General features: G+C 70.9%; 19 protein-coding genes. 11 read left to right on the top strand and 8 right to left on the bottom strand.

Features of this window, described 5'->3' with window-relative positions; all coding sequences use genetic code 11:
- Both ABTZ59_RS19170 and ABTZ59_RS19175 read right to left on the bottom strand, forming a co-directional pair.
- The coding region (locus ABTZ59_RS19170; protein ID WP_351402834.1) for a cytochrome P450 family protein at positions 1-926 on the bottom strand (926 nt) is incomplete at its 3' end.
- Positions 927-1,135: 209 nt separating this feature from the next.
- On the bottom strand, positions 1,136-5,200 hold the full coding sequence (locus tag ABTZ59_RS19175) for a bifunctional nitrate reductase/sulfite reductase flavoprotein subunit alpha (protein WP_351402839.1): 4,065 nt from the start codon (positions 5,198-5,200) through the stop codon (positions 1,136-1,138).
- A gap of 723 nt (positions 5,201-5,923) precedes the next feature.
- Here ABTZ59_RS19175 and ABTZ59_RS19180 point away from each other — a divergent pair.
- From ABTZ59_RS19180 to ABTZ59_RS19225, 10 genes are all read left to right on the top strand, one after another.
- On the top strand, positions 5,924-7,066 hold the full coding sequence (locus tag ABTZ59_RS19180) for a type III polyketide synthase (protein WP_351402843.1): 1,143 nt from the start codon (positions 5,924-5,926) through the stop codon (positions 7,064-7,066).
- A gap of 138 nt (positions 7,067-7,204) precedes the next feature.
- Entirely contained in the window at positions 7,205-7,792 is a 588-nt protein-coding gene (locus tag ABTZ59_RS19185; RefSeq protein WP_249950386.1) for a cupin domain-containing protein, read from the top strand.
- Positions 7,793-7,829: 37 nt separating this feature from the next.
- Positions 7,830-8,432, top strand: a complete 603-nt coding sequence (locus tag ABTZ59_RS19190; RefSeq protein WP_351402853.1) for a hypothetical protein — start codon at positions 7,830-7,832, stop codon at positions 8,430-8,432.
- Positions 8,429-9,511: a PrsW family intramembrane metalloprotease gene (locus tag ABTZ59_RS19195; protein ID WP_351402860.1), complete on the top strand. Its 1,083-nt coding sequence runs from the start codon at positions 8,429-8,431 to the stop codon at positions 9,509-9,511. Before ABTZ59_RS19190 ends, ABTZ59_RS19195 begins: the two co-directional genes overlap by 4 nt.
- A complete protein-coding gene (locus ABTZ59_RS19200; protein WP_351402872.1) occupies positions 9,508-10,146 on the top strand; it encodes a ScbR family autoregulator-binding transcription factor in 639 nt (212 codons plus the stop codon). Before ABTZ59_RS19195 ends, ABTZ59_RS19200 begins: the two co-directional genes overlap by 4 nt.
- Before the next feature lie 317 nt (positions 10,147-10,463).
- Positions 10,464-11,249, top strand: coding sequence for an SDR family NAD(P)-dependent oxidoreductase (locus tag ABTZ59_RS19205; protein ID WP_351402885.1), 786 nt, complete (start codon positions 10,464-10,466; stop codon positions 11,247-11,249).
- A 90-nt stretch (positions 11,250-11,339) separates the two neighbouring features.
- The gene (locus tag ABTZ59_RS19210; RefSeq protein WP_351402892.1) at positions 11,340-12,179 is read left to right on the top strand and encodes an NAD(P)H-binding protein; all 840 of its coding nucleotides are present in this window, start codon (positions 11,340-11,342) and stop codon (positions 12,177-12,179) included.
- Positions 12,180-12,266: 87 nt separating this feature from the next.
- On the top strand, positions 12,267-12,920 hold the full coding sequence (locus ABTZ59_RS19215) for a hemerythrin domain-containing protein (RefSeq protein WP_351402897.1): 654 nt from the start codon (positions 12,267-12,269) through the stop codon (positions 12,918-12,920).
- 70 nt (positions 12,921-12,990) lie between these two features.
- Positions 12,991-13,512: an anthrone oxygenase family protein gene (locus ABTZ59_RS19220; protein ID WP_351402901.1), complete on the top strand. Its 522-nt coding sequence runs from the start codon at positions 12,991-12,993 to the stop codon at positions 13,510-13,512.
- 133 nt (positions 13,513-13,645) lie between these two features.
- Complete coding sequence (locus ABTZ59_RS19225; protein ID WP_351402911.1) at positions 13,646-14,638, top strand: AraC family transcriptional regulator; 993 nt, start codon at positions 13,646-13,648, stop codon at positions 14,636-14,638.
- 112 nt (positions 14,639-14,750) lie between these two features.
- Here ABTZ59_RS19225 and ABTZ59_RS19230 read toward each other — a convergent pair whose 3' ends face one another.
- The 6 genes from ABTZ59_RS19230 to ABTZ59_RS19255 form a co-directional block, all read right to left on the bottom strand.
- Positions 14,751-15,479, bottom strand: coding sequence for a 4'-phosphopantetheinyl transferase family protein (locus tag ABTZ59_RS19230; protein WP_351402928.1), 729 nt, complete (start codon positions 15,477-15,479; stop codon positions 14,751-14,753).
- A 4-nt stretch (positions 15,480-15,483) separates the two neighbouring features.
- Entirely contained in the window at positions 15,484-16,332 is an 849-nt protein-coding gene (locus ABTZ59_RS19235; protein WP_351402938.1) for an alpha/beta fold hydrolase, read from the bottom strand.
- Entirely contained in the window at positions 16,329-16,817 is a 489-nt protein-coding gene (locus tag ABTZ59_RS19240; RefSeq protein WP_351402945.1) for an SRPBCC family protein, read from the bottom strand. The genes ABTZ59_RS19235 and ABTZ59_RS19240 overlap by 4 nt, the downstream gene beginning before the upstream one ends.
- Before the next feature lie 86 nt (positions 16,818-16,903).
- Positions 16,904-18,409 carry an FAD-binding protein gene (locus ABTZ59_RS19245; protein WP_351402953.1) on the bottom strand — a complete coding sequence of 502 codons (1,506 nt, stop codon included), beginning with the start codon at positions 18,407-18,409 and terminating at the stop codon, positions 16,904-16,906.
- A 20-nt stretch (positions 18,410-18,429) separates the two neighbouring features.
- Positions 18,430-19,998 carry a flavin-containing monooxygenase gene (locus tag ABTZ59_RS19250; RefSeq protein WP_351402958.1) on the bottom strand — a complete coding sequence of 523 codons (1,569 nt, stop codon included), beginning with the start codon at positions 19,996-19,998 and terminating at the stop codon, positions 18,430-18,432.
- A 10-nt stretch (positions 19,999-20,008) separates the two neighbouring features.
- A complete protein-coding gene (locus tag ABTZ59_RS19255; RefSeq protein ID WP_351402966.1) occupies positions 20,009-20,893 on the bottom strand; it encodes a class I SAM-dependent methyltransferase in 885 nt (294 codons plus the stop codon).
- 189 nt (positions 20,894-21,082) lie between these two features.
- Between ABTZ59_RS19255 and ABTZ59_RS19260 the strand changes: the two genes are divergently transcribed.
- A complete protein-coding gene (locus tag ABTZ59_RS19260) occupies positions 21,083-21,343 on the top strand; it encodes a hypothetical protein (RefSeq protein ID WP_030355857.1) in 261 nt (86 codons plus the stop codon).
- The last annotated feature ends 9 nt before the right edge of the window (positions 21,344-21,352 follow it).

Raw genomic sequence — 21,352 nt, forward strand, 5'->3', positions numbered from 1 at the left:
CGCAGTGCGTAGCGGGCGGGCATGTTGTTCATGGGCGGGTCGCGCCAGAGGGCTTCGTCGAGGGCGTCGTCCACACCGAGCCGGCCGCCGTGCATACGGGCGGCGAAACGCGGATCGGTGAGCATCAGCCGCAGCGTCAGCGATGTCCAGGCGTTGACGCCCTCGGTACCCGAAGAGATCATCACCGCCATCGACTGGATGCGTTCCGACTCGTTGCGCAGATTGGGGTGGTTGATGAACGCCGTCGTCAGATCGTCGGTCGGGCACTCCTGGCGACGGCGCAACGCGTCGACCAGGATCTCCTCGAAGTGGCGGTTGCCGTCCTGTGAGTCGTCGGCGCTGCCGAACAGCGCGATGAGCGCCCGCAGCAGCTCCTGGCCCTCCGCGCTGTCCAGGCCGAACAGGGACGCGATGGAGAGCAACGGCACGATCGTGGCGTAGTCGTTCACCAGATCCGCCCGGCCCCGCTGGGAGAAGCGCGCGATCAACTCCGTACACACCGACTGGACCTGGCGGCGCGCCCGGCGCTGGTCGATCCGCGCCACACCGTCGTCCAGCGGCTGGCGCAGCCGACGGTGCTCGGGGCCGTCCGCGCCGATGACATTGGCACGCCAGGCCATCATCGGCAGCAGCCCCGAATGCGGCGGAACCACCCCCTCGTTGAGATCGCGCCAGTTGCGCGCGTCGCGGGAGAAGACCTGTTCCTGCCGGGTGATCGTCAGCAACTCCCGGTATCCCATGACGAGCCAGGCCGGTACGCCCGGTTCCAGCTCGACGCGGGCGACATTGCCCCACTGTTCGCGCAGTCTGCGGTAGACCTCGCGGGGTTCGGACGCGCCGGTCGCGGCCGACAGGGGAAGCACTTCCGCACCCGGAGAGTGGGCCGGACACTCCGGCTGCGGGGAGAGCGGGGAGGGATGGTTCATGAGGCGGTCTCCTTGGCACGCACCGCGCCGGCGTGCGGCGCGCATTCGACAAGGCTGATCAGGGCGTCCACCGACGGAGCATGTCCACGCATGTGAGGCATCACCAAAGTCGTTTCCTCCGCTGGGCAAACGACCCACTCGGCAAGGAGGACACGGGCATCGGCCGGCGCGCGGGCGCTCGATGTCCGCCCGCGGCGGCGAACCGGGTGTCAGTACACGTCGCGGACGTAGCGCCGGTCGGCGGCGAGCTGCTGGACGTACGCCCCGGCCGTCTCCTCGTCCAGCCCGCCATGGGCGGCGGCGATGTCGCGCAGCGCGCGGTCGACATCCTTGGCCATACGGGAGGCGTCGCCGCAGACATAGAAATGGGCGCCCTCCTGGAGCCAGGCCCAGAGCCGGGCGCCGTGCTCGCGCATACGGTCCTGCACGTAGACCTTGACGCGCTGGTCGCGGGAGAAGGCGGTGTCCAGCCGGGTCAGTGTGCCGTCCGTGCGCAACGCGTCGAGTTCGTCCCGGTAGTAGAAGTCGGTGGCGCGGCGCTGCTCGCCGAAGAAGAGCCAGTTGGGGGCCCGATGACCACGGGCCCGCCGTTCTTCGAGGAAACCGAGGAAGGGCGCGACGCCGGTGCCGGGTCCCACCATCACCATGGGGGTGGCGGGGTCGGCGGGCGGGCGGAAGCGGGCGGCGCGTCGCACATACACCGGTACGGCGCTGCCGGCCGGGGCGTCCGCCAGGAACCCGGAGGCGACGCCCTTGCGCGCGCGGCCCTGACGGTTCTCGTACCGGACCACGGAGACCGTCAGCCGGAGGTGTCCGGGGTCGGTCAACGGGCTGGACGAGATGGAGTAGAGACGCGGCCGAAGGCGCCCGAGGACCGTCGTCCACTCCGCCGCGGTGGCCCGGACAGGGTGTTCGGCGAGGACATCGACCGCCTGTCTGCCCCAAGTCCACTGCGCCAGCTCACCCTTGTTGTCCGGGCGCAGGAGCTTTCTGAGGGTCCGGTCGCGACCGCGCTCGGCGACGAGGCGGAGCAGAGCGGGGGTGATCGACGTGATGTCCAGATGGCGGTGCAGGGCGTCGTGCAGCGGCACCGGACCGGCTCCGGGCACCTCCACGGTGACCGTGGGATCGAGACCGGTGACATCCAGCCATTCCGCCACCAGACCGGGGCAGTTCAGCGGTCGCACACCGAGGGCGTCCCCGGCCTCGTAGGGGAGGAGAGGGGTGGCGCGGTCGCAGGAGTCATATGTGTCGAAGGTGAACTCGCGTACCTCCTTCGCTGAACCGGGAAGGCTCAGCAGGCGGTTGCCGGTCAACCGCGCGAGAGCCGGGGACGCCTCGCGGGGGCGGCTGTCGGCGGGAAGGGGACCGGGGACCGGGGCGGTGGCGCGTACGGCGGGCGCGCCGTCCGGCGCGGTGGCCGGTTCCCCTTCCGCCGGGGCACGCAGAGCGGCGGCCATCTGATCGAGCCACTGACCCGCGGATCGCTCGTACTCCGGCTCGCAGTCGGTGCGCGGGGCCAGCCGGACCGCGCCCAACTCGTAGAACCGCTCGTCGAGTCGTCGGCCGTGGCCGCAGAAATCGGCGTACGAGGAGTCGCCGAGGGCGAGGACGGCGTAGCGCACACCGTCCAGCCGCGGCAGGCCGGGCGCGCCGAGGGTCTGCCAGAACCGGGCGCCGTTGTCGGGCGCCTCGCCATCACCGAAGGTGCTGGTGACGAGGAGCAGATCGGCGGCGCGCGGCAGCGCCTCGGGTGTGATGTCGTCCATGGCGAGGAGTCTCGGGGCCCGGCCGTCGTCGGTCAGTCGCCGTGCGGCGGACGCGGCGATCTCCTCGGCGTTGCCGGTCTGTGAGGCCCACAGGACGACGATCTCGCGGCCGGGCCCGGAGTGTCCGGGCGTCATGTCTCCGAGCGCGGCGCCGGGGTCCGCGAGCACGCCGGACGCGGACGTGGACGCGGGCAGGGGTACGGACGCGGGCGCGGGCGACGACAGGGGTACGGGCGCGGGCCTGTCGTCCCGGTGCGAGGACCGCGCCGCGAGCCTGACGAGGGATACCGCGCTCACTTTGAACTCGGGCTGGAACGAGACCGGATCGACCGCGTCGTTGGTGACCGCGTTGACGCTCAGATCCGCGCCGAACAGATCGTTCCAGTGGAAGGGCGCGAAGCACTCCCCCTGCCGGACCCGGTCGGTCACGACGGCGGGCAGCACCGCCCGGCCCCGCCGGGACGCCACCTCGACCGAGTCGCCTTCCTCGACCCCCAGCACCCGCGCGTCCTGAGGATGGATCTCCACGAAGGGGCCGGGCGCGAGCCGGTTGAGCTTGGCGACCTTCCCGGTCTTGGTGAGCGTGTGCCACTGGTGCTGGAGACGGCCGGTGTTGAGGATGAACGGAAACGCGGTGTCCGGCAGCTCGGCCGCCGGAAGATGCGGGCGCGGGAAGAACACGGCGCGGCCGGAGGCCGTGGGGAAGGCCAGCCGGGGCCTGGTGCCGTCCGCCCGTTCGATCAGCGTCTGGCTGACACCGTCGTTGAGATAACGGACCGGGTTGCGGTCAGGTCCGGCCGGGGACGCGCTGGGCCACTGCACAGGGGTACGGCGCAGCCGCTCATAGGTCACCCCGCGCAGGTCGTAGCCGGTCCTCGGGTTCCAGGCGCGGGTGATCTCGTCGAAGATCTCCTCGGCGCAGCTGTAGCCGAACGCGTCCTCGTACCCCATTTCGCAGGCGATCCGGGCGATGATCCGCCAGTCCGGCCAGGCGTCGCCCGGCGGGTCGGCCGCTCGCGCGCCGAGCGTCAGCGTGCGCTCCGAGTTGACGAATACACCGTCGGCCTCCGACCACAGCGCGGCCGGGAGGACGACATCGGCGTGCGCGTTGGTCTCGGTGTGGGTGAAGACGTCCTGGGTGACGACGAGTTCCGCGGCCGCCAGCCCCTGGACGACGGTCGTGCGGTTGGCCACGGACGCGACGGGGTTGGTGCAGATGATCCAGCACGCCTTGATGTCCCCGTCGGCCATCCGCCGGAACATCTCCACGGTGCCCTCGGCGGACCGGTCCGCGCCGGACCCGTCCTCGCCCGGCCGTCGCGCGCCCGACACGTCCGCCCGCAGGGCGCCGGGCTCGATGCCCCACAGCTTCTCGACGAAGGTCCGCTCCTCGGCCACGAGAAGCGAACGCTGCCCCGGCAGTCCCGGACCCAGATAGCCCATCTCCCGGCCGCCCATGGCGTTGGGCTGACCCGTCAGAGAGAACGGACCGCTCCCCGGGCGGCAGATGGCGCCGGTCGCCAGATGCAGATTGACCAGCGCGTTGGTGTTCCAGGTGCCGTGTGTGCTCTGGTTCAGGCCCATGGTCCAGCAGCTCATCCACTCGCTCGCGCCGCCGATCCACTCGGCGGCCCGGCGCAGGTCCTCCTCCGGCACACCGGTGATCTCCGCGACCGTGGCGGGCGGATAGTCCTGGAGGAAGGCGGGCATCGCCTCCCAGCCCTCGGTGTGCTCGGCGATGAACCCCGGGTCGGTGTGGCCGTTGTCGACCAGCAGCCGCAGCAGCCCATTGAGCAGCGCCAGATCCGTCCCCGGTCTGACCGGCAGGAACAGATCGGCCTTGGCCGCGGTGGCGGTGCGGCGCGGGTCGACCACGATCAGCTTCGCGCCCGCCCTGACCCGCTCCATGAGCCGCAGGAAGAGGACCGGGTGGCAGTCGGCCATGTTGGAGCCGATGACGAGGAAGACATCGGCGTGGTCGAAGTCCTGATAGGAACCGGGGGGTCCGTCCGCGCCGAGCGACAGTTTGTAGCCGCTGCCCGCGCTCGCCATGCACAGCCGGGAGTTGGACTCGATCCAACGGGTACGCACGAACCCCTTCGCCAGCTTGTTGGCCAGATACTGGGCCTCCAGGGTCATTTGCCCGGAGACATAGAGGGCCAGCGCGTCCGGGCCGTGTTCGTCGACGATCGCGCGCAACCCGCGCGCGGTCTCCTTGATCGCCGTATCCATCGCCGACGGCGCGAGTTCGCCGCCGCGGTCCTGCCGTACCAGCGCACTCGTCAGCCGCCCGGGGGCGGCGAGCATGTCGGCGCTCGTCGCGCCCTTGGTGCAGAGCCGGCCCGCGTTGGCGGGGTGCGCGGTGTCACCGGCCGCCCTGACCACGGATCTGCGGCCGTGGGCGTCCGTCGCGACATCGAGGACGAGCCCGCAGCCGACACCGCAGTACGAGCAGACGGTGCGCACCTTGGCGACGGCGTCGGCCCGCTGATCCGGTGCGGTCACGTGCGTGCCCCTTCGTGGTCGGACGGTCGGGCCCTGACTGTACGTAGCGCTCGTTACCCGGATGTCACGCCGGGTGATCGCGCCCGGTTACGCCCGCCACACAACCGTCAGGACAGGGGCGTGAGGAGCCACACGTCCGACGGTGTTCGCGAGAGCCGTCCGCCGGATTCCCCGGCCCGCGAGGGAACTTGCGGATCCGCGGTGGACGAACGGCCGTGGCACGTCCCCGCCCCCGCGGCACGTCCCGGCCCCCGCGGTACGTGCTCAGGCGCTCCTACGACGGGACGGCGGACTCCGCTCTTCGCACGACCCGAACGGGCGTACGCTCGACGGCTTCCTGGACAGGGTTCGCCGGACGCGAGGGCGCCGCCCGAACCCACGCTCGTGGCGGCCGACGACCACGACGACAGGACTGACAATCAGTGACGTGTCGGGGCATGTCGCGGCCACCCCGGGAGCACAGTGAGTCACCGATCAGGTGGGCCGCCGGGGGTGCCCCGCATCGGGCGGGTGTCACCCGGATGGACGAGGCGGCCCGGCCCCCCGGGTCACGTTCCGTAGTCACCGCGCGAGCCCCGAAGGTTCTTCGGATCCCGCGCCTTACCCTTCAGGGCAGCCGTCGCCGCCTCCTTCCGCCTCCCCCTCCCGGGTTGCGGGGCGGGGGACCACCGGTGAGTGTGGGCCGCAGTTCACAGCGAACACGGATGAAGGAGAGAGAGCGTCGTGGCGACTCTGTGTAAACCCGCGGTCTCGGTTCCCCAGTATGTGATCACCATGGAGGACACACTCGCTCTCGCGCGCTCGCTGCACGCGGACCATCCTCAACTGCCCCTGGCACTGCGGCTGATCCGGAACACCGGAGTGGCCAAACGGCATATCGTCCAGCCGATCGAGGACACGCTCCGGCATCCCGGCTTCGAAGACCGGAACATGCTGTACGAGGCGGAGGCGAAGGCACGCGTCCCCGAGGTGGTCGAGCGCGCCCTCGACCACGCCGAGCTGCGCCCCGCGGACATCGACATGATCGTCTATGTTTCCTGCACCGGCTTCATGATGCCGTCGCTGACCGCCTGGCTGATCAACACCATGGGTTTCCCCGGCCACACCAGGCAGCTCCCGATCGCCCAACTCGGCTGCGCCGCCGGTGGCGCGGCCATCAACAGGGCGCACGACTTCTGCCGCTCGTACCCCGGCGCCAACGTACTCATCGTCGCCTGCGAGTTCTGCTCGCTCTGCTACCAGCCGACCGACCTCGGGGTCGGATCGCTGCTGTCCAACGGGCTGTTCGGCGACGCGGTCGCCGCCGCCGTCGTACGCGGGGAGGGCGGCACCGGGATCGCGCTGGAGCGCAACGGCTCCCACCTCGTGCCCGACACCATCGACTGGATCGCCTACAGCGTCCGGGCCACCGGCTTCCACTTCCTGCTGGACAAGCGGGTACCCACCACCATGGAGCCGCTGGCGCCCGCCCTGCGGACCATCGCCGACCAGCACGGCTGGGACGCCACCGGACTCGACTTCTACATCATCCACGCGGGCGGCCCGCGCATCCTGGACGACCTCAGCCACTTCCTCGAAGTGCCGCCGGAAGCATTCCGGTTCAGCCGGGGCACGCTCACCGAGTACGGCAACATCGCCAGCGCCGTCGTCCTCGACGCGGTGCGCCGGCTCTTCGACGAGGGCGGCGTGGCCGACGGCGCGCGCGGTATCGTCGCCGGCTTCGGGCCCGGCATCACCGCCGAGATGGCACTGGGGCGCTGGACGACCACCGGCGCCTCCTTCGACACCGCGATGACCGGAGGCGGGCTGCTGGAAAGACTGGAGCGCGAAAGCGGGCCGTCGCCCGTGAGCGAACCGGTGAGATGACGACGGCGGCGAGCGCCGACCCCACGGGCGCGCGGACCGGCGTCACCCGAACGGCCCCGGGCCCCCGCACCGCCGTACGACCGCCCCGCGCCACCGCACCGCCGCACGACCACCACCCCCACCGTCACGGAGCGCCGCATGACCCAGCTGACCCAGGCCGAGGGGCTCATCGTCCCTCCGGGCGGGGGCACCACCATCCTCACCGAGGCGCAGCAGGTGACCTTCAAGGTCACCGGCGAGCACTCCCGGGTCTCCTCCAGCTTCGAGGTCGTCGTACCGCCCGGCTTCGACGTCGGCGCCCACCGCCACACCCACAGCGAGGAGCTGTTCTACATCCTCGACGGTGAGCTGGACGTGCTGGCCTTCGAACCGCGGGTGCTCAGCGAGGACTGGCGGCACTGGGAGTCCGCGTCGGGGCTGAAGTCGGTACGCGCCACACCGGGTACGGTCATCGTCGTGCCGCCCGGCTGCCCGCACGCGTTCGCCAACCGGGGCGACGGCCCGGCCAAGATGTTCTTCCAGTCGTCCCCGCCCGCCGACCACGAGCGATACTTCGAGGAACTGCTCGACATCCTCAAGGACGGCGGGACGCCCGATCCCGCCGCCATCGCCGATCTCCGGCTGCGCTATGACATCGAGCAGCTCACCCCGCTGCGCCACGATGCCCAGGGCCGTCCCGGCGGGGACGTGGGCGCCGGTTCCGGGGCCACTCGTATGAGTCACTGACGCTGCGTGAACGCGGCAGCTGACTGACCGTAGGGAGATGGACTCCGCAACGGACATCAGGCGCCCATCGCGGCGAACCTCCCGGCGGGCCCGGTCGTCGGTCATCGGCGTCCTGCTCGTCATGGCCGCTCTGACCGCGGGCTGGCCACTGATCGGCCGGGCGCTGAACGATCACGAGCGGCTGCCGGACGGGACGCTGCTGGAGCTGGGGCCCGATGACGACATCGCGGTGCTGCGGGTGACCGGTGCGGGCTGGGCGCTCAGCAAGGCGGAGAGCGATCCGGACTCGATGTACGTACTGACCCGTGACGGCGTCGATCTGGTCGCCGGGTATGTCGCCCTCACCGCGCCCCGTGAGGTCGAGGAGCTGTGGGAGGGCCTGCGCAAGGTCCAGTCGGTCGGTGACGAGAACGCCCGGCTCGGCGCTCCGCGCCCGGTCACCAGCGCCGGGGGCGCGGCGGGCGAGACGGGCACACTGACCCGTGGCGGGCGTACGGGCACGGCCTCCGTGTGGCTGGCGCCCGACAAGTCCTACGCGGTCGAGATCACCGTACTGGCCGGGCCGGACGCGGAGCCGCGCGTCTCGGCGGACGCCGCGGCGACGGTCCGTTCCATCGCCTTTCCCCGGGAGGCGCCATGACGGCGGCCGTCGCCTCCGCGTACACCGGACTGCGCGGCTCCGTCCGACGACGGCCGGTGGGCTGGCTGTGCGGTGTCCTGTGCGCTCTCGGTCTCGCGCTGCTCGTCCTCGAATTCGCCCCGGCCATCCGGGTGTTCCCCGGCTCGGCGCTGCTGGCCTTCGTGCTGCTGCTGGTCACGCTGGGGATCGGGGTGGCCGTCCTGGGGCGCGTACGACCGTTCCAGGCGCCGCCGCGCGGCTGGGCCTGGAGCGGGGTCGCCTGGGGGGCCACCGCGGCGACGGGCTGCGCGATCGTGGCCAACGGCGGGCTCCAGGGGATCTGGTTCAAGGCGGCCGGTATCGACTTCGGCTCGCGGTGGGGCGCCGCCCTCACCGCGCCGCTCAACGAGGAACTGCTCAAGGTGTCCGGCGTCGCGCTGATCGCCCTCGGAGCACGGCAGTTGGTGCGCGGCCCGCTCGACGGCTTCTTCCTCGGCGCCTTCACCGGACTCGGCTTCCAGGTCATGGAGAACTGGACCTACGCGATGAACTCCATCCTCAGCGGTGGGGGAGTGAACGCCGACAACGACGTCTTCCAGTCCTTCGTCACCCGGGTCGGGCTGACGGGTCTCGGCTCGCACTGGGCGATGACCGCCGTCGCGGGGACGGGCGTCGGCATCCTGCTCGCCCACACCGAGCGGCCGGTGCGCCGACGGCTCGTACCGGCGGCACTCTGTCTGCTGACCGCCATGGCGATGCACTGGTTCTTCGACTCCCCCCTGCTCGGCTCCACCGCGGGACTCGCCGTCAAGGTGGCCGTCAACTTCTTTGTCGCCGTGGGGTTCTATGTCGTCCTGCGGCGCCGCGCGCGGCGCCGGGCCCGCGCCTTCCTGCTCTCGCCCGAGTCCCCGTTCTCCATCGATCTGCTCACGCGCGGCTCGCGCAGGCGAGCCCTGCGCCGGCTACCCCTGGCACGCCGCCCGGTCGCGGGCCTGCGGGCCGCCCGCCATCTCGCGGTGGTCGAGGAGTACGCGGCCGGAACACACGGACCGGCCGGTTCGGCAGGTGCCCTCGACAGCGAACGAAGGGGAAGCCGGTGACAGCCGGAACACGCGCGGCGATCCTGGAAGCGGCGGCCTCCGTCTTCGAGCGGTACGGCTACGACGCCGCGACGGTCACGGAGATCATGGCACGCTCCGGGACGACCAAGGGCGCCCTGCACTCCCACTTCTCGTCCAAGGAGGAGTTGGCCCGGGGTGTGCTGCGCGAGCTGACCGGGGATCTCGCCGTGGAACCGGCGGACTCCCCCGTCCAGGAACTGGTCGACATGACGATGGCCGTCGCGTACCGCTCGCTGCACGACCCGATCGTCAGGGCCGGTCTCCGGCTGGCCCTGGAGCCGGGGTCGGTCGACTTCTCCGAGGTCAGCCCCTTCCCGGCGTGGGCGGGGCTGAGCGAGGACCTGCTGCTGCGGGCGGATGAGCGGGGCGAACTGCTGCCGCATGTCGTGCCCCGGGAGACGGCCGAACTGGTGGTCAGCGCCTGGGCGGGGATCGAGCTCCGCGCCCGCGCCGTGGCAGGCGGCCGTGATGTGGAACGCCGGATGTCGGTGATGTGGGCGCATCTGCTGCCCAGCGTGGTGATCCCGCGCCTGCTGCTCGAACTGGACGTGGCACCCGACCGTGGCGCGCGCGTCGAGGCCGTCCGCGCTCTTCGGTCGTCAAGCGGCTCCTGAGTCCCAGCGGCTCCCGAGTCCTGAGGGAGCGTGCGCCGTGCGCACCCGACGATCGGGGCACGGAGTTTCCCCATTGTTCGCACGGCGTTGCTCCACCGCGCTTTTCGACGGTTGTCGTGCACCCCAATTCCTCCGCCGTGCCCGGTAAAGGGAGGCGTGGGAGATGTGCTCGACGGTTACTCAAGAATTCAAGAAGCGCGGCCCGCGCGGGACTAACATTCCTGGCGTCGAAGAGTCATTCGGCGGGGATTCGACGAGGTGTGGAGGAAAGCCGTGGAGATTCAGGTTCTGGGGTCACTGCGAACCAGGAAAGACCGATGAAGGCCCCGAGAAATCCGGTGGCCCTGATCACGGGCGCGACACGGGGGATCGGGCTCGGGGTGGCACGGGAGCTCGGTGGCCGGGGGCACCGGGTCTTCATCTGCGCGCGCACGGCGCAGGAGGTCAAGCAGACGGTCGAGGATCTACGCGCGGAGGGGATGGAGGCCGAGGGCGCGGTCGCCGACGTCCGGGACCGCGCGTCGGTGTCCGCGCTGGTGGCGAGCGTCGTCGGGCAGTTCGGCCCGCTCAACATCCTGGTCAACAACGCGGGCAGGGGCGGCGGCGGGCCCACCGCGGAGATAGCCGACGAGCTCTGGTACGACGTGATGGACACCAACCTCAACGGAGTGTTCCTGCTGACCCGCGAGGCACTGGCCAACGGCGGCCTGCTGGAGTCGGGCTACGGACGCATCATCAACATCGCCTCGACCGCCGGGAAGCAGGGTGTCCTGATGGGCGCCCCCTACTCCGCCTCCAAGCATGGCGTCGTCGGCTTCACCAGGTCCCTCGGCAAGGAGCTGGCGCCCCTCGGCATCACCGTGAACGCGGTCTGCCCGGGGTACGTGGAGACCCCGACGGCCGAGCGGGTCCGCCAGGGATACGCCGCGGCCTGGGGTACCACCGAGGACTTCGTCCAGGAGCAGTTCGAGGCGAAGATCCCGCTCGGCCGCTACTCCACCCCGGAGGAGGTGGCGGGTCTGGTCGGCTATCTCACGACGGTCAGCGCCGCCTCGATCACCGCGCAGGCGATCAACGTCTGCGGCGGCATGGGCTACTCCTGAGCGTTTCCGCGAGGCGACCGTAGACGTACGCGTATGGAACTGAGCTTCGTGGCTATGTTCCGTCTCACCGGAGTGGACTTGACTGTACGCATGACACAGACCACGCAGAACGCCCAGGCAGAGACGAAGACGACGCTCGTCATCGGTGGCACCGGCAAGACCGGACGGAAGGTCGCCGAGCGACTCGCCGGCAAGGGCCTTCCGGTACGCATCGGTTCGCGCACCGCCGAACGTCCCTTCGTGTGGGAGGACCGGGCGACCTGGGAGGGCGCGCTGGAGGGCATCTCGGCCGTCTACATCACCTACTACCCCGACCTCGGTTTCCCCGGGGCCGCCGAGGTCGTCGGCGAGTTCTCCGCGTTCGCCGTCGCCCACGGCGCCCGCCGTCTGGTGCTGCTCTCCGGCCGCGGCGAGGAGGGCGCCCAGGTCGCCGAGGAGAAGATGAAGGAGTCCGGCGCCGACTGGACCGTGGTCCGGGCCAGCTGGTTCAACCAGAACTTCAACGAGAGCTTCTTCCTCGACCCCGTACTCGCCGGGGAGCTGGCGCTGCCGACCGGTGACGCCGTCGAGCCCTTCGTGGACACCGACGACATCGCCGATGTGGCCGTCGCCGCGCTGACCGGGGACCAGCACATCGGCAAGACCTATGAACTGTCCGGCCCCCGGCTGCTCAGCTTCCAGGACGTCGCCGCCGAGCTGTCCAAGGCCACCGGCCGGGACATCAGCTACATCCCGGTCTCGATCGACGACTACCGCGCCGCGCTGGCGGAGCACGGGCAGCCGGTCGAGTTCGCCGACCTGTTCGGGCTGATCCTCGACGGCCGCAACGCGTTCCTGGTGCACGGAGTGGAGGAAGCCCTCGGCCGCAAGCCCCGTGACTTCTCCGACTTCGCCCGGGAGGCCGCCGCCAGCGGCGTCTGGAACGTCTGATCCCGCACGGCGAACGGCCGGGCGTCACCGGTACGCGGACGACTCCGCGCCGATGGCGCCCGGCGCACCATCGGCGAGGAGGCCGCCATGAGTACCCCCATGTCCAGCGAGTACGGACTCGCGTCCCTGCCCGGTCACTTCCATGGATTCGCGCTGATGCACATCGCGATGCGCCGGGACGCCCGCCGGCTGCTCGCCGCCGCGCCCGCCCTGACTCCGGCGGGGCTCGGCGCCGCCGCCGCGTGGTGGCGGCAGTTGCGCGGCATCATCGACTGGCACCACCACAGCGAGGACGAGGTGCTCTGGCCGGGACTGCTGAGCAGGGCACCGCAGTTCACCGACGAGGCGCGGCGGCTCGGTGACGACCACGCGGTGCTCGACCGTGCCATGGAAGCGGTCACGGCCGCACTGCGGCCCGGCGCGAACCCCGCCGCCGTCGCCCCCGCGGCCACCCGCTTCGAGTCCGTGCTCCGCGATCATCTGCGGGACGAGGAAGCCGTCTCGTTCCCCGTCTTCGCCCGGCTCTCCCCGGACGAATACCTCGCCGTCGAACGGAAGGTGATCGCCAGTGCCCCGTTCACCGTCATGACGCGTCTCCAGCCCTGGATGTTCGACGGCGCGGACAAGCGGTCGGTGGCGCATGTCGCCGCCACCATCCCGCCGCCCGTGCGGCTGATCGGCGCTACGGTGCTGCGCCGACGGTACGAACGGACCCTCACCGGCGTGACCCGCCCCCGCTGACCCGCCGCCGTTGCAACGCCCCTGTTGCCCCGCCCGCCCTGTGACCGCCCGACCGGATGAGGAAGCCCCGATGCGGACCGCTCAAGCAGTCGCCGGCCCCGTGCTCACCGCCGCCACCATCGGCACCGGGCTGATGGCGGGGCTCTACTACGCCTTCGACGTCTCGGTCATGCCGGGACTCGCCGACGCCGACGACCGTACGTTCGTCACCGTGATGAGCACCATCAACCAGATCATCGACAACAGCGCCCTGTTCGGCCTGCTCTTCGTCGGGGTGTTTCTCGCCACGGGCGTCGCCGCCGTACTCCAACGTCGCCTGGGCAGGTCGGACGCCGCACGCTGGACCCGGACCGCCTTCGCCCTCTACGCCCTGTCCGTCGGGATCACCGTGTGCGTCAACGTTCCGCTGAACAGGATGCTGGCCCGCGCCGTATCAATGGGCGGCACCACCGACCTGGGCGTGGTACGCGGCCGCTTCGAACGGCCGTGGACCTCGGCCAACATCGTCAGGACCCTGGCCTGCACGGCGGCCCTCGGCGCCCTCGGCCGCGCCCTGGTCCTGCACGGCAGGGGAGGGGCCCAGCCGCTCTGACGTCCCCCGGCCCACCCGGAACCGCGCCCGCCCTCTCAACTCGTTCCCCCGCGGGGAGGGCGGGCGCGCCTCACCCTGAGACGGATTCACAGGAAACGGTGATCCGGCATACGGCATCGTCTAAGGTGATGACATGGACACACTGACCGGTCTGCTCGAAGGTCCGAAGGCCCGCGGCGCGTTCCTGCTCAAGTCGGTCTTCAGCCCGCCGTGGTCCCTGCGGGTCGAGGACCGGGCGCCCATCTCCGTCGTCACGATGGTCCGCGGCGACGCCTGGGTACTCCCCGACTACGGTCGACCGGCGCGGCTCTGCCCCGGAGACGTCGCCGTGATGCGCGGTCCCGACGCGTACACCATCGCGGACCGGCCCGACACCCCCGTCCAGATCGTCGTGGGCCCCGAACAACGCTGCAACACCACGGAGGGCGAGGACGTCACCGACACGATGGCCCTGGGCGTACGGACCTGGGGCGACGACAGCCGGGCCGGCTCCTCGGTCATGCTCAGCGGTACGTACCAGGCCCCCAGCGAGATCGGCCGCCGACTGCTGGCGGCGCTTCCCGTACTGCTCGTGCGCCCGGCGGAAGTGGGCGACAACCCGCTGGTACGCATCCTCGCGGACGAGATCGGCAAGGACGAAATCGGCCAGGAGCTGGTCCTCGACCGGCTGCTCGACCTGCTCCTCGTCAGTGTCCTGCGCACCTGGCTCGCGATCCCCGAGTCCGGCGCGCCCGCCTGGTACCGCGCGCAGAGCGACCCGGTGGTCGGCCCGGCGCTGCGGCTGCTGCACGAACAGCCGGGCAAGGCGTGGACGGTGGCCTCGCTCGCGGACAACGTCGGCGTCTCCCGCGCGGGTCTGGCCCGGCACTTCACGACGCTCGTCGGCGAGCCGCCGATGGCGTACCTCACGGAGTGGCGGCTCACCCTCGCGGCGGACCTGCTGCGCGAGCCGGACGCGACGGTGGCGACGGTGGCGCGACGGGTGGGGTACAGCGGGGCGTTCGCGCTGAGCGCGGCCTTCAAGCGGGTGCGGGGGCTGAGTCCGCAGGAGTTCCGGAAGGGCGGGCGGGGAGAGCCGGTGGAGCGTCAGGGGGCGGTGAGGCAGACGGTGGTCCTGGACCGTTGAGCCGGTGGCGCCGTCCGGCGGGGGGCGTGCAGGGGGGCGCGTCCGGGACGTAGAGCGTGATGTGTGGCGCGCGAACGCCCGAACCAACGAACGGCCAGAACCGCGCCGTCAATCACGCGATCCCGGGTGCGAGCCCCGGAGCGCCCCCCGGCGACAACCCGCTCCCGGCCACGCCCCCGTGCTCCACCGGAGGCGTACCGCACCCGCACCCCGCCAGGACACCCACCATCGTCAGGACGAGATCCGCTCGCTGTAGCCAGCGCCCCTCGAACCGCAAAGCCGTCGCCGGGCGCAGCGTTGCCGTGAACGTGCCTGTCGGGGCGAGGCGGACCTCCGCATCCCCGAAGCCGAGCCACATCCCCGTGGCCGGGAACCACGCCTTGTAGACCGACTCCTTCGCGGAGAACAGCAGGCGGTCCCAGCACACCCCGGGCGCCTGCGCGCCCAGCCGTTCCAGCGCGGCGCGTTCCGTGGCGGAGGAGATCAGGCCCAGTACCCCGCGCGGCAGCGGCCCCGCCGGCTCCGCGTCGATGCCCAGCGCGGACACGTCGCTCGCTCTGGCCGCCACCGCCGCTCGATAGCCGTCGCAGTGGGTGATGCTGCCGACCACCCCGTCGGGCCACCGGGGCGCACCGCCCGCGCCCGGCAGGATGGGCGCGGGCGGCAGGCCCAGTTCGGCCAGGGCGCGGCGCGCGCAGGCGCGGGCCGTGGCGAACTGCGCGCGCCTGCGCTGCCGTCGGCCCGCCATCAGCGCCGCCTCCTCGGGGAACAGCGGCGCGGGCGCCAGATCGTCGAACGCTTCGGCCGATCTGACGCCCGGGGGCAGAATCTCCTCGATCACGGTCTCAGCGAGGGCGGTCGATGAGGCCCGACACCGCGCGTACGATCTCCGCCGGCCGCTCCAGCGGCAGCATATGACCGGCGCCGGGGAGGCGTTCGAACCGCGCGTCGGGCAGCGCCTTGGCCAGCGCGTCGCCGAGCTCCGGCTTCACGACCCGGTCGTGCTCGCCCGCGAGTACCACGGCGGGCACCTCGACGGTGGCCAGGGCGGCGCGCAGATCCATGCCGCGGGATGAGGCGAAGCAGTCGGCGCGTACCCGCGGGGAAGCCGCCGCGAACATCTGGCGGTTGACTTCGAGGGCGTACGGGTCGACCCCTCTGCCCATCGTCTGGGCCAGCAGCCGTCGGCCGAGGGCCGGCCGCCGCAGGGCCCGGGAGAACAGCGCGCTGCCCATCATGCGCACCTCGCTGTCCGGGGTGTCCTGGTCGTGCGCGGCGGTGCCCAGCAGGACGAGACCGCGCAGCCGGTGCGCGGCGGCCGGGTCGGCGGTGACGTACGACAGGGCCGCGAAGCCGCCGCCGGAGTGTCCGACCAGGAGCGCGTCGCGCGAACCGGTCTCGCCCAGCACCGCCGCCAGGTCCGCGCCGAACCGGCGGATGGCGACCGGCTCCTTGCCCAGGCCCGACGCGCCGTGCCCGCGCTGGTCGTACAGCACCACCCGGTGGCCGGAGCGGATCAGCCGGTCGGCGACCGTACCCCAGACCCGGCGGCCCGCGGCCCAGCCGTGCGAGAGTACGACGGTCGCGCCGGTCGGTGCCCGCAGCGGGGCGAGGACGGTGACGGCGAGCGCGGCGCCGTCATCCGTGCGTACTGTCGTCTCCTCGGTGCGGGAGAGGGACACCGTGGGGTTCACCGCGTCCTCCCGGCCAGCGGTCGGGTCAGCAGCGTGTTGAGCGCGACGAAGGCCGCCAGCGTCGCCTTCGAGTGCTCGGCGCCGATGTCGGCGACCTTGGACAGGAGCTTCAGTTTGCCGTGCGGGCGCCCCTGGAAGTGCATGGTGACGCGAGTGCGGTGGCCGTCGTCCAGCGGCTCCAGGCGGAAGTCGGCCGGGCCGCGGAAGACTCCGTCGACATACTCGACGGTCAGTCGGCGGCCCGGCACGACGGCCACCGTACGGGCGGTGAAGCGGAGCTTGAGCCCGCCCTTGTCGACGCCCTTGGTGTGAACCGTCACGCCGACCTCGCCGCCCACCTCGTCGGGCGTGCCGGAGACGGTCGCGAAGGTGTTGGCGGGCACCCACCAGCGGGCGGCGCCGCGGAACTCGGCGATGAGCGCGTCCCAGACGACGTCCGCGGGGGCGTCGACCACCGCCTCGTCGATGATGTCGTAGCCGTTCATGCCAGTCTCCCTGTGTGGGGCGGCGGATGGGAAGGCCGGGAAGCGGGGCCCGGGGAGGGGCCCCGCTCCGGGGCGGCCGGGCCGGATCAGGCGAAGAAGCCCTGACCGGGCGTGAGGATGCCGGCCGGGTCGTAACGCCGCTTGGCGTTGCAGAGGTCGGAGTAGCGGTTGCCGAAGTGCTTCTTCCAGTCCGCGGGCGTCATCCGCGGGATGGCACCGACCAGATAGCGCTTGGCGCCGAGCGCCACGGCCTTGTCGTACAGCCGCCGGTTCTGCTCCAGCATCCCCGCGATGTCCGGCTCACCGGGGTGCGGGAAGCGCAGCAGGTCGAAGAGGTAGCCCACCGAGTCGTTCGGCTGCACCGCCATCGGACGCTTGAGCTTCGAGGTGCGGTACGGGTACGTCAGCACGAAGCCGATGCCCAGGTCGTTCGCGGTCAGGTCGGCCTCGACGATCTGGAGGAACTGCTTCACCTTGGCGGCCGGCAGGAACAGGCTCAGCCAGGGCTTGGGCTGGTCCCAGTAGTCCGCCTCCTTGTAGTACTCGACATAGGCGTCGAACCGGTAGACGTAGTCGAGGAACGCCATGTCGTCGATGACGGCCTCGGCGCGGACGTCCCGCAGCCCCGCGATCAGCGGATCCCGGGCGGGAGCGGTGCCGGTGTAGGTCGCACCCAGCTCCATCTTGTAACGCCAGCCCGAGTCGTCCGGCCTGCGCTGGAGCTCCCCGGCCTGGACCTCGAACCGGCCCTCCGCCAGGACCTTCTCCGCGTCGGCGAGGTAGGTCGCCGCGTCGTTGTAGACGAGGTTGAAGACGACCACCCGCTCCTTGGGCGGGACGATCTTCACCGTGGCGCGGACGATGATGCCCACCTGGCCGCCGCCGGCCAGCGCGGCGTTGAACAGGTCGGGGCGGACCGAGGGGGAGGCGGTGAGGAGCTGCCCGGCACCCGTGACGATGTCGATCGACTCGATGGTGTCGACCGCCAGGCCGTACTTGCCGACCGTGCCGCCGATGCCACCGACACTGATCGTGCCGCCGATCGACAGATGCATGTAGTCGGGCATGGCCGGCGGCATCTTGCCCTTGGTCAGGGCCGCTTCGGTGAGCTGGTGCCAGGTGACACCCGCCTCGACCACGGCCGTGTTCGCACCGATGCCGACGATCTTCGACAGACCGCGCGAGTCGATCGAGATACCGCCCGGGACCGCCGCCTGGCCGTAGTTGGAGTGTGACTCCAGATCGTCACCGGTGCCGCTGCGCCCGTTCGCGGCGATCTTCAGATTGTTGGACCGGGCGAAGTTGACCATCTTGACGATGTCATTGATGGAGCCGGGCACCAGCACGGCCCAGGGAGTGATGTCCGACACCAGATTGCCGAAATCCTTGCTGAACTGCACAAGGTCGGCCGCCGAGGTCGTGAGCGTGCCGTCCAGCGCCGGTACGGGCGACACCTTGCCGCCGCCCTGACCGCGGCTCGCCTCGGCCGCGGTGGCCCACGTCTGCGTGGCCACGTTCCAGCCCACGACGGTCGCGGCGGTCGCGGCCATGGAGCCCAGGACTCTGCGCCGGGAAGGGGTGTTGGTGCTCATCTGGTCCGTTCTCCCGTTCGTCATGCGTGGTTGACGGCCGGTCGCCCGGCGCCCACGGTGGTGGCGAGCTGGTACTCACCCAGGTCGAAGTGCTTGGTGCCGTTGCGGAACCGCCAGGTGTACGTGGGCCAGATCGACGGGTTGCGCCCGGCGCTGTCCAGGTACCAGCTCTTGCAGCCGCCGGCGCTCCAGACCGCGCGCGCCTGGCGCTTGTCGAGCGTGGCGTTGTACGCCCGCTGCGCCTCCGGCCGTACCTCGACGCTGGACAGCCCGCGCTTGTCCATCTGCTTGAGCGCGTCCATGACGTAGGCGATCTGGGACTCGATCATCACGGTCTGCGAGGAGTGCCCCAGCGTCGTGTTCGGGCCGAGCAGCATGAAGAGATTGGGGAAACCGGCGATGGTGGTGCCGCGGTGCGCGGACATCCCCTCGCTCCAGGCATCCCGGAGCTGGACCCCGTCCCGGCCCCAGATCCGCCGTGCGATCGGACGGTCCGTGGCGAGGAAGCCGGTACCCATGATGATGGTGTCCACCTCGCGCTCCCGGCCGTCCTTGGTGACGATGGACGTGGCCCGGATCTGGTCGATGGAGTCGCTGACGATGTCGACGTTCGGCTGCTGGATCGCCGGGTACCAGGTGTTCGAGAACAGCAGCCGCTTGCAGGCCACGACATAGTCGGGGGTGAGCCGCTCCCGCAGCGCCGGGTCCTCGACGCTCTTCTTGAGATGGTCCGAGGCCATCTTCTGGACCTTCTCGGCGACCTTGGGCCGGGCGAAGGCGAAGGCCAGGACCTCCCGGCCCCACATGTTGAAGTTGCGCCGGAAGCCCTGGTAGCCGGGGAAGCCGCGCAGCATCTTCGTGTGGAAGGCGCTGTTCTCCTTGTCGTTCTTGGGGCCCACCCACGGAGGCGTGCGCTGGTAGAGGTCGAGGTGCCCGACCTCGGGCTGGATCTTCGGCACGAACTGGATGGCCGAGGCTCCCGTACCGATCACGGCGACGCGCCTGCCGGTCAGATCGTGGTCGTGGTCCCAGCGCGCCGAGTGGAAGACCTTCCCCTCGAAGTCACCGAGCCCCGGCAGATCGGGGACGGCCGGCTCACTGAGATAGCCGGCGCCCGTGACCAGGACCTGGGCGGTGTACTCGCCGCCCGAGGTCTCGATGTGCCAGCACCGGGTGTTCTCGTCCCAGCGGGCCGCGATCAGCTCGTGGTTGAAGCGGATGTGCGGGCGCACCCCGAAGCGGTCGGCGCAGTCCCGCAGATACGCGAACACCTCGTCGCGCTTGGCGAAGGTGCTCTTCCACTCCGGGTTGCGGGCGAAGGAGAAGGAGTAGAGATGGGCCTGGACGTCACAGGCGCACCCGGGGTAGTCGTTGTCGCGCCAGGTACCGCCCACCTCCTCGGCCCGTTCGAAGACCAGGAAGTCGTCGATGCCCCGCTGGAGCAGCCGGATGGCCGTTCCCAGGCCGGAGAAACCGGTGCCGATGACCGCGACCCGCAGATGACGGGTCGGTCCCCGGCCCGCCGGGCGCTCCGGCTCCGTACCGTTGCTCACCCCGTCTTCGCGGGCGGGTTCGAGAATGCTCGTCACGGCGGCCTCCTCAGCCCCTGCGCGCGATGGTGACGCGGAAGTTGTTGAAGAACTTGTCTTCGAGCGTGTAGGCGAAGATGTCGAGGTAGCGCTCGAAGCGGGCCACGACCTCCTCGCCCTCCAGGGCGACCGCCGTCGCACGGTCCTCGGCCAGCCGCTTCAGCCAGGCGCGGCACGCCATCGCGAAGGACTCCCGCTCGTTGACGATCTCCACGACCTCGAACTGGCCCTCGGCCGCGGCGGTCAGCTCGTGGAGATGCGGGATGTGCATCCCCTCGAACTCGGAGCGCTGGAGGAACTTCAGATCGGCGAGCAGCTCCCGGTTCATGGGCTGGGCCTCGGCCGTCATCGTGTGCAGGACGAACTTCGCGCCCGGGTTCAGCGCCTTGTACACCTGGGAGAAGAAGAAGCGGTAGCGCTTGGTGCGCTCACGCGGCGGCAGGTTGGAGGAGACGAAGTGCTCCAGCGCGTTGATGCAGAACGCCGCGTCGTACTTCTCGTCCGTCGCGTGGTCCGCCCAGCTCTCCACCCGCGTGGTGATCCGCGGGTTGTCCAGGCCGGCGATGAACGCCTCCTGGGTGCGGCTCAGCGTGAGTCCGACCGCCTCCTCCACCCCGTGCACGGTGGTGAGCCGGTTGAGCATGGTGCCCCAGCCGCAGCCGATGTCCAGCACCCGGCGGGCGCCCTGCGCCCCGGCCAGCTCGGCGAACATGTCGAGCTTGCGCTCCTGTGCCTCGTCCAGTGTCGCGACGAGATCCTCGTCCTGCTCCCAGTAGCCGCCGGAGTACATCATGGTCGGGCCCAGCAGGAGCCGGTAGAAATCGTTGCTGACCTCGTAGTGGTGTCTGACCGCGTCGACCTCGGGGTCCACCGACCTGGGTGCGACCGTTGTCATCCTCGACCTCTTTCCTGATCCTGTCGCTGCGCCGCTCGTACCGACCGTGTGATGCGGTCACGAGATAACCGCGTGGCTCGCAACAGATGTGCAAGACGGCCACGCGTCACCGGTGTTGCGTCCGGATTGCGCGCGCCGCGCTTCCATGCCTCTCGACACCGGATGCACCGCGAGAGAGGACCGAAGCTCATGACGCTCCCCACCATCGAAGAACTGGCGAGCCAGCTGGAGGCCGTGTCGGGCGCGCAGGAGGTCAGCCCCGACGCACCGCTCCAGCACATCGCGGACGTCGACTCGCTGGACCTGATGGAGTGGCTGTACGGGTTCCAGAACCAGTACCCGCACATCCCCGCCGACGAGTCGCTGTTCGCGGATCTCGATGACACGACCACGCTGCGGCATGTGTACGAGCGGATCGTCGCGCTCGTCCCGCAGCCGGCGCAGGCGTAGCGAGAGCGC

Source organism: Streptomyces sp. NPDC094034 (assembly GCF_040303865.1).
Taxonomy (GTDB): domain Bacteria; phylum Actinomycetota; class Actinomycetes; order Streptomycetales; family Streptomycetaceae; genus Streptomyces.